Here is a 12,379-nt window from a genome sequence, read left to right on the forward strand (position 1 = left end):
TTTTTCTGCTTATAAAGAGACTTTTTTTGTAATAAATTGCCGAAACAGCATGAATCATGTAGTATAAAAGCTGATGGGAGGAGACCTTATGTATATTAATCAGCAAAAAAAATCATTTTTAAATAAAAAAAGAATTGTACTGTCTTCCATTATTGTGCTGCTTCTCATCATAGGCGGAGCATTTTTATATGGGAAATCACTGCTGGAACCTGTTGAAAAAAACAATAAAACGACAGTTAATATTAACATTCCGAGCGGATCGTCTGTATCTGCGATCGCATCGATTTTGAAGGAAAACAATGTCATAAAAAGTGAAAAGGCATTTCAGTACTATGTAAAATATAAAAAAGCTTCCGGATTCCAAGCCGGGTACTACCATCTGAACAAAGGAATGGATCTGGATGCCATTATCAAGAAGCTGACAAGCGGAGCAACAAGCTACGCCTTTCAAATCACGGTGCCTGAGGGGAAACAGCTGACACAGATCGCCACAGCCATTGCGGAGGAAACGAAATACTCAAAAAAACAGGTCATGGCAAAGCTGGACGATAAAACGTTTATCAATCAGCTGAAAAAGGAATTTCCGGACACCGTTACAAACGATGTTTTTCAGAAAAATATAAAGCATCCGCTGGAAGGATACCTATTCCCGGCTACATATCCATTCCACGATCCGGATACGTCGCTTGAGAATATCATAACTGAGATGATGAAACAGACAGATTCTTATGTGAAAACATACAAAACAGAAATGAAGAAAGAAAAGCTTTCTGTGCATAAGCTGCTGACGATGGCTTCTTTGATCGAAGAGGAAGCGACTGAAAAAGCGGATCGCCATAAAATTTCCAGCGTCTTTTATAACAGGCTGAAAAAGAAGATGCCGCTTCAGACCGATCCGACCGTCTTGTACGCGGCTGGAAAGCATAAAGACCGGGTGCTTTATAAAGACCTTGAAATCGATTCGCCGTACAATACGTATAAAAACAGTGGTCTGCCGCCAGGACCGATTGCCAATGCCGGAATGTCGTCATGGGAAGCGGCGCTTCATCCGGATAAAACGGACTATCTGTACTTTTTAGCAAAATCAAACGGTGAGGTCGTATTTACGAAAACATTAAAAGAACATAATAAAGCAAAAGAAAAATATATTTCGGCAAAAAATCAGAAATAAAAGGAGAGCAAAAGCTCTCCTTTTATTCGCATTCCGCAAGGTTTTATGATAAAATATATCGGGTTGTTTACTAACGTATACAAGTTGTGCTCAGAGAGTGTCCTGTGTCAAAGACTGGGGCACTCCTTTTTAGAACGGGAGGCTGTTTGTTGTGACAGACCGCTATGAACAAATAAATGACTATATAGAAGCATTATTGAAGCCTCAGCCGGATAACGTGAGGAAACTGGAAGCATATGCGGAAGAACATCATGTTCCGATTATGGAAAAAGCGGGCATAGAAGTGCTGCTCCAAATTTTGTCTGTCAAACAGGCGAAGAAAATACTGGAGATCGGAACGGCTATCGGTTACTCGGCCATTCGAATGGCGCTGGCACTGCCGTCTGCAGAAATATATACGATTGAACGCAATGAGACACGCCATGAGGAAGCTGTTAACAACATAAAGGATTTTCAGCTTGATGACCGAATCCATGTGTTTTACGGGGACGCGCTCGAATTAGCAGAAGCCGTTCATGTCACAGCGCCATATGATGTGATTTTCATTGATGCTGCTAAAGGTCAATATCAAAACTTTTTTCACTTATATGAACCGATGCTTTCGCCAGACGGGGTGATTTTAACAGACAACGTGCTGTTTAAAGGTCTGGTGGCAGAGGATTACAGCAAAATAGAACCAAAAAGAAGGCGCAGGCTGGTATCAAAAATCGATGAGTATAATCATTGGCTAATGAATCATCCGGATTATCAAACTGCGATTATCCCTGTTGGGGACGGGCTTGCGATCAGTAAAAAGAAGAGGTGAACGTCATGAAAAAGCCAGAGCTCTTAGTCACACCGACAAGTACGGCAGACATTTTGCCGCTGATTCAGGCGGGGGCAACTGCGTTTTTAGTTGGGGAACAGAGATACGGTCTGAGATTAGCGGGGGAATTTTCCCGTGAGGATGTAACGAAAGCGGTAGACATTGCCCATAACGAAGGAGCAAAAGTATACGTTGCCGTAAATGGAATTTTTCATAACGATAAAGTGGGAGAACTTGGCGATTATCTCGCTTTCTTAGCGGAAACGGGCGTTGATGCGGCTGTATTCGGCGATCCTGCCGTTCTTATGGCTGCACGTGAATCAGCGCCGGAGCTGAAGCTTCATTGGAGCACAGAAACGACAGGAACCAACTATTATACATGCAACTACTGGGGACGTAAAGGCGCAGCTCGATCTGTGCTTGCCAGAGAATTAAATATGGACAGCATTGTTGAGATCAAAGAAAACGCAGAAGTTGAAATTGAAGTCCAGGTGCATGGAATGACCTGCATGTTCCAGTCGAAGCGTTCCTTGATCGGAAACTATTTCGAATACCAAGGCAAAGTCATGGACATTGAAAGAAAGAAAAAAGAATCCGGCATGTTCCTGCATGATAAGGAACGCCATAATAAATATCCGATTTTCGAAGATGAGAACGGCACACATATCATGAGCCCGAACGATGTGTGCATTATTGATGAACTTGAAGAGCTGATAGATGCGGGAGTCGATTCTTTCAAAATCGACGGTGTTCTGAAATCATCTGAATACTTAGTGGAAGTCACCAGCATGTACAGAGAAGCGATTGATCTGTGTGCGGAAAACCGTGACGATTACGAAGCGAAAAAAGAAGACTGGATCGAACGTATTGAAAACATTCAGCCAGTAAACAGAAAAATAGATACCGGCTTCTTCTTTAAAGAAACGGTTTATTAATGAAAAGGAGGTTACGCTATGACTGCCGTAAATGATAAGATTTCTAAAATAGTTGATGGTAAGCGTGTGATTACGAAAAAGCCAGAGCTTCTCGCGCCTGCGGGGAATCTTGAAAAGCTGAAAATTGCTGTACATTACGGAGCGGATGCCGTCTTTATCGGAGGGCAGGAATACGGGCTTCGTTCGAATGCGGATAACTTTACGATTGAAGAAATCGCAGAGGGCGTGGAATTTGCGAAAAAATACGGCGCGAAAATTTACGTCACGACAAATATTTTTGCCCACAATGAGAATATTGACGGGCTTGAAGATTATTTAAAAGCTCTCGGTGACGCCAATGTTGCCGGCATCATTGTGGCAGATCCGCTTATTATCGAAACCTGCCGCAGAGTAGCTCCTCATGTTGAGGTTCACTTGAGCACGCAGCAATCTCTCTCCAACTGGAAGGCTGTTCAGTTCTGGAAGGAAGAAGGGCTTGACCGTGTGGTGTTAGCCCGTGAGACAAGCGCGCTCGAAATCAGAGAAATGAAAGAAAAAGTAGATATCGAAATTGAATCCTTTATTCACGGCGCGATGTGTATTGCATACTCCGGCCGCTGTGTCCTGAGCAATCACATGACAGCCCGTGATTCCAACCGCGGAGGCTGCTGCCAGTCATGCCGCTGGGATTATGATTTATATCAAACCGACGGTGCCAATGCCGTTGCTTTATACAGTGAAGAAGACGCTCCGTTTGCAATGAGTCCGAAAGACTTGAAGCTGATTGAGTCGATTCCGAAAATGATTGAAATGGGCATCGACAGCTTAAAGATTGAAGGACGGATGAAATCCATTCACTACGTAGCGACAGTTGTCAGCGTGTATCGTAAAGTGATTGACGCTTATTGCGCTGATCCCGATAACTTTGTGATTCAAAAAGAATGGCTGGAAGAGCTTGATAAATGCGCCAACCGTGACACTGCGACAGCTTTCTTCGAAGGAACACCAGGCTATGAAGAGCAAATGTTTGGCGAACACGGCAAAAAAACAACATTTGATTTTGTCGGCTTAGTGCTGAATTATGATGAGGATACACAAATGGTCACTCTTCAGCAGCGCAATTTCTTCAAAAAAGGCGACGAAGTAGAATTTTTCGGTCCGGAAATCGAAAACTTTACACATACGATTGAAACCATTTGGGACGAAGACGGAAATGAGCTAGACGCTGCCCGCCATCCCCTGCAAATTGTCAAATTCAAATTAGACAAAAAGATTTATCCGAGCAACATGATGAGAAAGGGGAAGTAATCACCCATGGGTAAGAGTCCAGTAGTCATTGGAATCGCAGGAGGTTCCGGTTCAGGAAAAACGAGTGTCACACGTTCAATTTATGAACAATTCAAAGGGCACTCGATTTTAATGATCCAGCAAGACCTCTATTATAAAGACCAAAGCCATCTTCCATTTGAAGAAAGGCTGAATACAAACTATGATCATCCGCTTGCGTTTGATAATGACTATTTAATCGAGCATATTCAAGACCTATTGAATTACCGTCCGATTGAAAAGCCGATTTACGATTATAAGCTTCACACACGGTCAGAAGAAACGGTTCACGTAGAGCCGAAAGACGTGATTATTCTTGAAGGCATTCTTGTTCTTGAAGATAAAAGGCTGCGCGACCTGATGGATATCAAGCTTTACGTTGACACAGACGCTGACTTGCGCATCATCAGACGGATTATGAGAGATATTAATGAGCGCGGACGCTCTATTGATTCTGTCATTGAACAATATGTGTCTGTTGTCCGCCCGATGCACAATCAATTCGTTGAGCCGACAAAGCGATACGCTGATATTATTATCCCGGAAGGCGGACAAAATCACGTTGCAATTGATCTGATGGTCACAAAAATTCAAACCATTCTTGAACAAAACGCGATTTTGTAATACCATAGCATAGACATAAATAACTCTGACCATATTATGTATAGGCAGGAAGGGGATGTGTAAATTCCCTTCTTTCCCTGTTTATAAACGCGAAATATTTGCAGAACCACAAGATTCAGTTTAAGATAAACAGTACCAATATGGGAGAGAAGAACGAGGACTGCCCTGTGTTCTCATTCTTGTATTTTAGTTTATGCTCTCATACATAATCGAAGATGTTGAGGGACAACCAGAAGGAGTGAAGGGACATGGCACAAGAGAAAGTTTTTCCTATGACTGTAGAAGGAAAACAAAAACTTGAACAAGAATTAGAATATTTGAAAACGGTTAAACGAAAAGAAGTAGTAGAGCGCATCAAAATCGCGAGAAGTTTCGGGGATCTTTCCGAAAACTCTGAATACGACTCAGCGAAAGAAGAGCAGGCATTCGTAGAGGGCCGTGTAACGACTCTTGAGAATATGATCCGCAATGCGAAAATCATTGAAGATGACGGCGGCTCTAACGTTGTCGGTTTAGGTAAAACCGTCACTTTCGTCGAACTGCCTGATGGTGATGAAGAATCTTATACAATCGTCGGAAGCGCTGAAGCTGATCCGTTTGAAGGGAAAATTTCAAACGACTCGCCGATCGCTAAAAGCCTGCTTGGCAAAAAAGTAGATGATGAAGTCACAGTTCAGACGCCGGGCGGAGAAATGCTCGTGAAAATTGTGAAAATTTCATAATATCCGTTTAGCAAAGAAACACCTCGTCCACAATGTGGGTGAGGTGTTTTTTTATGAAGTTATCGAAACGAATGAAGCTGGCTGTCCTGGCTTTTTTAATCGTGTTTTTTCTGCTTTTGCTGAGGCTCGCGGAAATCCAGCTGTTTTTCACAGAATCATTTTCGAAAAAGAAAATTAATTTAATACAGGAAAGTGTTAATCAGCGGACGGAGGAAGTGCTCATTTCTGACGGCAGAGGATCGTTTTTAGATCGAAACGGCCAAGCGCTGACGGGTACAAGCGAGCCTGCGGTTGTCTTGTTTCCTTTTCTGTTAACGCAGGACTGGCCGATTAAAAAAGTCGCAGAGATTCTCGGCATGTCTGAAGATGATTTGCATCAGACTCTTGCAAAATCGAAAAAACCAGTTATTTTACATCAAAAGAAAATCAAAACACTTTCGAAGGAATCTATCACAAAAATCAATTCTTTGAAATATCCTGGCATTTACGGCGTATATATGGAGAATGAAGACAAGCCCAGTCTTGCCTCGCATACGATAGGCACAACCAATCAAGATCCGGCGCTTCTCCGCAATAAGTATCCAGAAAAGGAAAACCTGCCGATTAAAACGAAAATCGGCACAACTGGTTTAGAACGGACATTTGATGAGTTTTTGCTCCCGGAACAGGACACGAAGCTTTTGTATCATGTGGACGGAAAAGGAAACCCTTTGTTCGGCATGGACGTCAAATATACAGCTGAGGCCAACTCATTTTATCCGCTCCAAGTCAAAACAACGATTGATCAAAGCATTCAAAAAGCGATAGAAGGCATACTAGATGATCAGGGGCTGAAAAAAGGAGGAGCGGTGCTGCTGGACATCGAAAAGAGCAGTGTGTTGGGCATCGTAAGCAAACCGGATGCCGATGTGTCCAGACAAAACACGCTTCAAAATTACATGCTGACGCCAATCTATCCCGGCTCCGTTTTTAAAACTGTGATAGCGGCAGCTGCGATTGAGCATAACGCGGTAAAGCCGAGTCAAACCTTTAATTGTAATTTAAACCTGTACGGCGAACCGGGAGACGACAAAGGAACCCTGTCCTTTGAAGAAAGTTTCGCACAAAGCTGCAATTACACGTTTACAAGTCTTGCCGAACAATTAATGAAGAAAGACCATTCCGTCATTGAAGACATGTCAGAAAAGCTGTCCCTTACAGATCGGGCAGGCTGGGAAGGAAAACTGTACCACGAGTCAGATTTCCGCCAATTCTATAATGAAAAAAGCGGTGTGATTTGGGGGGATGAAAAAGACAAATCAGTCAAAAAAGCAATTGCGCAAACAGCGATCGGGCAGAAAAATGTAAAGGTAACGCCGCTTGAGGTAGCTAATATGATGGCGACAATCGCCCGCGGCGGTGAAAAGCGGCAGGTGAAAATCGCAGAGCAGATTGAATACAAAAACGGCACAACGCTCGTCAAGTTTAAAGATCAGAAGCTTAAAGGAGAAACAATAGACAAATATACGGCACAGCAGCTTCAAAAAATGCTGCGGCGGGTGGTGGAATCTCCTTCCGGAACGGGCAGAAGGTTTCAGGATCTCTCGTATACTGTAGCAGGGAAGTCAGGCACCGCCCAGACAGGCAAGCTTTCAAAAGATAAAGAAACGCTTTATGAAAAATGGTTTGCCGGGTATTTTCCTGCGGATAAGCCGAAATACGCGCTTGTCGTATTGCACATGGATACGCCGGGGGATAAGGCTCTGACAAATTCGGTGTTTTATGATATTGTTAAAAAAGTACACGAAATTGAAATCAATCAGAAATAGAACAACTTCTCAGCACATGGTAAAATATATGCTGAGCCAAGAGGGATAAAGGAGTGCAGAATTATTGAGCAATAATCAATCTCGTTATGAAAACCGTGATAAGCGCAGGAAAGCTAATTTAGTGCTTAACATCTTAATCGCAATCGTATCTATTCTAATTGTTGTAGTAGCAGCCAATCTCTTCATTAACAGTCCTTCTAGCAAAGATGTCAGCAAGGATTCTGAAACGGCGCAAAAACAGGAATCTCCGGCTTCAGGAAAGACGGAAAAGAAATCGGATGAGGATATAAAAGACAGTAAGAAAGATACATCTGACAGCGAAAAGGATTCTGAGAAATCTTCTGACTCAGATTCAGATTCCAAAAAAGATGATTCTTCTAAAAGTGATGACTCAGATTCAGATTCAGACTCAAATTCAGATGACCCGCTTAAAGACGCAAAAGTCACAGAAGGCGGCTCATCAAGTGATGTAGAAAAAACGTATGAAAATCCTGACTGGAAAGCAGTCGGAACTGAGCAGAAGGGCGAGCATGCCGCCACTTATGACTCAAGCTCACAAGACTGGGCTGAGATGCTGAAAGCCATATCATATGCAACCGGTGTTTCAACAGATAACATGACCGTGCTCTGGCTCGGAAATAACGGCAGCCCTCAGGATGCCAAAGGTAAGATTTTAGATAAAACGAGCGGAGAGAAATATCAAGTAACGATTACATGGGTTGATGAAAAAGGCTGGAAGCCGACAAAAGTAGAAAAATTAAAATAAACAAAAGCAGCCGAATCTTTCGGCTGCTTTTGTTTTACACCTCAGCCGCAAAATGAACAACGGCGCTGTAAAAAAATTTTCCGTCTGCCACAGCAGTTTGATGCGAGACAGATTTCACACGCAGCATGATTGCTTTATTGTTTTCAATTTGTGTGTTGATTTTCTTTTCAAGCTCCTGCAATGATGCCGCTTCGAAAAATTCTACTTTGTCTTTAATCATATCCAATTGAAAATTCATCTTTCGACCCCTCCGCCTTTACAAGTCATATGAAGTATAAGCCTTTTTACGCTGTACGCGCAATATATGACTGGATAAAAAACACCAAAGTGTTTTAGTACCTACTTTCAAGAAGATATGGTAAGATAGGAACTGTTCCATCATTAATTCATAGTATGCTTATAGGAATTATAAAATATGGAGTGTGACAACTATGGGACGTGAATTTATCCCTCTTTTTGAGGATTGGGCCGCAACTTACGATCAAACAGTTCAAGGTTTTGATATTCAGTATAAAGAGGCGTTCAGAGGCTATGATGATATTTTGAATGCCATTGTCAGCCGGTCAGGGATTCGTGTATTAGAATTTGGGCCAGGGACCGGCAACTTGACAGCGAAACTGCTTGAAGCGGGGAAATCTGTATTTGGAGTCGAGCCGTCTCCGGCGATGCGCAAGTTAGCATCTGACAAGCTTCGCGGCAGGGCGGAAATTGTTGACGGAGACTTCCTGACATTCCCTGAACCGCCATTTCAGGCTGACACGATTGTCAGTTCATATGCTTTTCATCATTTGACTGACGAAGAAAAACGAGCTGCAATAAAGCAATATGGCAAATACCTTCACATGCATGATAAAATAGTGTTTGCCGATACTGTCTTTGAACACGAGGAAGCGTATAATCAAGCCATTGATAAAGCACGTTCTCAGGGCTTCTATCAGCTGGCGAATGATTTAAAGACAGAGCATTATCCCACATTGGAAACGATGAAAGAGATGTTTACAGCTGAAGGTTTTGCAGTCCAATTCATTCAGCAAAACGACTTCGTGTGGATAATGGAGGCGATCAAACGGTAAAGTGAAGGGAATGTGTATAGATGAAACTAGCAGTCATCGGAGCAATGGAAGAGGAAGTAACCATCCTAAGAAACAAACTGGAAAATGCAAAAACAGAAACGATCGCGCACTGTGAATTTACAACAGGCCAATATGAAGGAACTGAAGTGATTCTTTTAAAATCAGGAATTGGAAAAGTGAATGCTGCGATCAGCACGACACTTCTGCTTGATCGCTACAAGCCTGATTATGTGATTAACACAGGCTCAGCGGGCGGATTTCATCATACACTGAATGTGGGAGACGTCGTCATTTCTACTGACGTTCGCCATCATGATGTAGATGTAACGGCCTTTGATTATGAATACGGACAGGTGCCAGGCCTTCCGGCTGCTTACGCCGCAGATGAAAAGCTGATCAGCATTACTGAAGAAGCGATTTCTGAGCTTGACGGCATTCAAGTTGCAAAAGGAACGATCGCAACAGGTGATTCTTTTATGAATGATCCGAAGCGGGTCGAAGAGGTGCGTGCGAGATTTTCTGATCTGTATGCGGTTGAAATGGAGGCAGCGGCAGTCGCTCAAGTGTGCCACCAGTTTAAAACGCCGTTTGTTGTGATCAGAGCATTATCTGATATCGCAGGAAAAGAATCACATGTATCATTTGACCAATTTTTAGAGCAGGCCGCTGTTCACTCAACAGAGCTTGTGTTAAAAGTGATCAAACGAATTCATTAAAACGGGGGAGTGTTCTCCTCCGTTTTCCCTAAAACAACCTCTATCAAGGAGGAGGACATATATGACAGTTATTACGGACATTACGGAGCTGATTGGGAATACACCGCTTCTCCGCTTGAAGAATTTTGATATTCCTGAAGGAGTGGCTGTATATGCCAAGCTGGAAATGATGAACCCTGGCGGAAGCATAAAAGACAGGCTGGGAGATATGCTGATTCGTGACGCCCTGGATTCAGGCAAAGTGAAGCCCGGGGGAGTCATTATAGAGGCAACGGCCGGAAATACAGGTATCGGGCTTGCCCTTAACGCCAGAAAACATGGTTTAAAAGCCATTTTCTGTGTTCCGGAACATTTCAGCAAAGAAAAGCAGCAAATTATGCAGGCGCTAGGAGCGTCAATCGTGCATACGCCGCGTAAAGACGGAATGCAGGGAGCCATTCAAAAAGCGATACAGCTGGAGAGGGAAATTGATAATTCCTATTGTGTTTTGCAATTTAAAAACCGAGTAAATCCATCGACTTACTATAAGACTCTTGGGCCTGAAATATGGAAAGCGCTTGACGGCAATATTCATACGTTTATCGCGGGGGCAGGATCAGGAGGCACATTCGCGGGAACAGCATCCTTCTTAAAAGAAAAACATCCCGCAGTCAAAACAGTGATTGTCGAACCGGAAGGCTCCATATTAAACGGCGGAGAGCCTTATGCTCATAAAACAGAAGGGATCGGCATGGAGTTTATCCCTGACTATATGGATCAAAGCCATTTTGATGAAATATATACGGTAACAGATGAGAATGCTTTTAGACTTGTGAAAGAAGCGGCTGAAAAAGAAGGCCTGCTGATCGGAAGCTCTTCAGGTGCAGCGCTTTATGCGGCATTGGAGGAAGCGAAAAAATCGTCTGCCGGAACAAATATTGTCACAGTATTCCCAGACAGCAGTGATCGGTATATCAGCAAACATATATACGAAGGAGGCATCTGATATGAAGAAAAAAACATTGATGGTACATGGCGGGATCACAGGTGATGAGAAAACAGGAGCTGTTTCCGTTCCGATATATCAAGTGAGCACGTACAAGCAGCCAAAAGCAGGGCAGCATACCGGCTATGAATATTCAAGAACGGCCAACCCGACAAGAACTGCACTGGAAACGCTTGTGACAGAGCTCGAAGCCGGGGAAGCAGGTTATGCGTTCAGCTCAGGAATGGCTGCAATTACAGCTGTTATGATGCTGTTTAACAGCGGAGACCATGTGGTTTTGACTGATGACGTGTACGGCGGGACATATCGAGTGATGACAAAAGTGCTTAACCGTCTCGGCATTGAATCAACTTTTGTGGATACAAGCAGCAGAGAAGAAGTCGAAAAAGCGATTCGTCCCAATACAAAGGCAATTTATATTGAGACACCGACAAATCCGCTTCTCAAAATCACCGATTTATCACTGATGGCAGATATTGCGAAAAAAGCGGGGGTTCTTCTAATCGTAGACAACACCTTTAATACACCATATTTTCAGCAGCCGCTTACTTTAGGCGCTGATATCGTACTTCACAGTGCGACTAAATATCTCGGCGGGCACAGTGATGTTGTCGGCGGTTTAGTTATTACAGCTTCGAAAGAGCTTGGAGAAGAGCTGCATTTTGTGCAAAATTCAACAGGCGGCGTGCTCGGCCCTCAGGATTCATGGCTGTTAATGAGAGGGATCAAAACACTGGGGCTCAGAATGGAAGCAATCGATCAAAACGCGCGGAAAATCGCAAGCTTTCTTGAGCAGCATCCTGCTGTTCAAACGTTATATTACCCTGGTTCTCCAAACCATCCGGGACATAAGCTTGCGAAATCTCAAGGATCAGGCTTTGGAGGCATGATCTCCTTTGATATTGGCAGTGAAGAGCGAGTGGATGCCTTTTTAGGCAAACTTAAGCTGTTTACAATTGCAGAAAGCCTGGGCGCTGTAGAAAGCTTAATTTCTGTTCCGGCTAGAATGACACATGCTTCTATTCCGAGAGAGCGCCGGCTTGAACTCGGCATTACAGACGGCTTGATCAGAATCTCTGTGGGAATAGAGGATGGGGAGGATTTGCTGGAAGATATCGAGCAGGCTCTTAACATTTTATAACAAATGGATAGATTTACTTTCTCTGTAAGCTGCCAGAGTATATTATAATAGTCGTATACTATGAATCTGGCAGGTGATTCTTTTATGAAGAAGAATAGAATGAAATCATTAAAAGAAGACTACAAGCATTTCGCTTTTACCTTGCTTGCAGTCAGCACTTTTTTATATATAGGCGCGGTTCTTCCTGATCAGGGCTTAACGTTAGGCCAGAAATCAGTTATGTTTATGACGGATTGCGTGTTTTTAGCCGGCGCTTTCTTTTGCGCCGACCGTTCACTTGTATATAAGAAGCGCTTGGAAGAAGCCGACGAATAAAAAAACAGCCATC

At 43.2% G+C, this 12,379-nt stretch carries 14 protein-coding genes; 13 read left to right on the top strand and 1 reads right to left on the bottom strand.

The genetic code is table 11. From position 1 onward, the window contains the following. Positions 1 to 88 precede the first annotated feature (88 nt). The 8 genes from mltG to DIC78_RS17980 all read left to right on the top strand — a co-directional run bounded on the left by mltG (position 89) and on the right by DIC78_RS17980 (position 8,136). Entirely contained in the window at positions 89 to 1,171 is a 1,083-nt protein-coding gene (gene mltG, locus DIC78_RS17945) for an endolytic transglycosylase MltG (RefSeq protein WP_127696709.1), read from the top strand. A 151-nt stretch (positions 1,172 to 1,322) separates the two neighbouring features. Further along, entirely contained in the window at positions 1,323 to 1,976 is a 654-nt protein-coding gene (locus tag DIC78_RS17950; protein ID WP_024122299.1) for an O-methyltransferase, read from the top strand. A gap of 5 nt (positions 1,977 to 1,981) precedes the next feature. Next, on the top strand, positions 1,982 to 2,911 hold the full coding sequence (locus DIC78_RS17955; protein WP_095714640.1) for a peptidase U32 family protein: 930 nt from the start codon (positions 1,982 to 1,984) through the stop codon (positions 2,909 to 2,911). Positions 2,912 to 2,929: 18 nt separating this feature from the next. After that, positions 2,930 to 4,198 carry a peptidase U32 family protein gene (locus DIC78_RS17960; RefSeq protein WP_044154332.1) on the top strand — a complete coding sequence of 423 codons (1,269 nt, stop codon included), beginning with the start codon at positions 2,930 to 2,932 and terminating at the stop codon, positions 4,196 to 4,198. Between the two features lie 6 nt (positions 4,199 to 4,204). Then, positions 4,205 to 4,840: a uridine kinase gene (udk, locus tag DIC78_RS17965; protein WP_010335100.1), complete on the top strand. Its 636-nt coding sequence runs from the start codon at positions 4,205 to 4,207 to the stop codon at positions 4,838 to 4,840. A 248-nt stretch (positions 4,841 to 5,088) separates the two neighbouring features. Next, on the top strand, positions 5,089 to 5,562 hold the full coding sequence (gene greA / locus DIC78_RS17970; RefSeq protein ID WP_010335099.1) for a transcription elongation factor GreA: 474 nt from the start codon (positions 5,089 to 5,091) through the stop codon (positions 5,560 to 5,562). A gap of 53 nt (positions 5,563 to 5,615) precedes the next feature. Further along, positions 5,616 to 7,370, top strand: a complete 1,755-nt coding sequence (locus DIC78_RS17975; protein WP_024122296.1) for a peptidoglycan D,D-transpeptidase FtsI family protein — start codon at positions 5,616 to 5,618, stop codon at positions 7,368 to 7,370. 64 nt (positions 7,371 to 7,434) lie between these two features. Next, entirely contained in the window at positions 7,435 to 8,136 is a 702-nt protein-coding gene (locus DIC78_RS17980; protein WP_024122295.1) for a YrrS family protein, read from the top strand. Between the two features lie 34 nt (positions 8,137 to 8,170). Here DIC78_RS17980 and DIC78_RS17985 read toward each other — a convergent pair whose 3' ends face one another. Next, positions 8,171 to 8,374 carry a YrzA family protein gene (locus DIC78_RS17985; RefSeq protein ID WP_127696710.1) on the bottom strand — a complete coding sequence of 68 codons (204 nt, stop codon included), beginning with the start codon at positions 8,372 to 8,374 and terminating at the stop codon, positions 8,171 to 8,173. Between the two features lie 193 nt (positions 8,375 to 8,567). Here DIC78_RS17985 and DIC78_RS17990 point away from each other — a divergent pair, with 193 nt between their 5' ends. The 5 genes from DIC78_RS17990 to DIC78_RS18010 all read left to right on the top strand — a co-directional run bounded on the left by DIC78_RS17990 (position 8,568) and on the right by DIC78_RS18010 (position 12,366). Next, positions 8,568 to 9,209, top strand: a complete 642-nt coding sequence (locus DIC78_RS17990) for a class I SAM-dependent methyltransferase (protein WP_024122293.1) — start codon at positions 8,568 to 8,570, stop codon at positions 9,207 to 9,209. A gap of 20 nt (positions 9,210 to 9,229) precedes the next feature. Next, the gene (mtnN, locus tag DIC78_RS17995; RefSeq protein ID WP_024122292.1) at positions 9,230 to 9,925 is read left to right on the top strand and encodes a 5'-methylthioadenosine/S-adenosylhomocysteine nucleosidase; all 696 of its coding nucleotides are present in this window, start codon (positions 9,230 to 9,232) and stop codon (positions 9,923 to 9,925) included. A gap of 61 nt (positions 9,926 to 9,986) precedes the next feature. Continuing rightward, complete coding sequence (locus DIC78_RS18000; protein ID WP_127696711.1) at positions 9,987 to 10,910, top strand: O-acetylserine dependent cystathionine beta-synthase; 924 nt, start codon at positions 9,987 to 9,989, stop codon at positions 10,908 to 10,910. A 1-nt stretch (position 10,911) separates the two neighbouring features. Further along, a complete protein-coding gene (locus DIC78_RS18005; RefSeq protein ID WP_101864607.1) occupies positions 10,912 to 12,051 on the top strand; it encodes a bifunctional cystathionine gamma-lyase/homocysteine desulfhydrase in 1,140 nt (379 codons plus the stop codon). 84 nt (positions 12,052 to 12,135) lie between these two features. Further along, the gene (locus DIC78_RS18010) at positions 12,136 to 12,366 is read left to right on the top strand and encodes a YrhC family protein (protein ID WP_010335091.1); all 231 of its coding nucleotides are present in this window, start codon (positions 12,136 to 12,138) and stop codon (positions 12,364 to 12,366) included. The last annotated feature ends 13 nt before the right edge of the window (positions 12,367 to 12,379 follow it).

This window comes from Bacillus halotolerans (assembly GCF_004006435.1).
Lineage (GTDB): Bacteria > Bacillota > Bacilli > Bacillales > Bacillaceae > Bacillus > Bacillus halotolerans.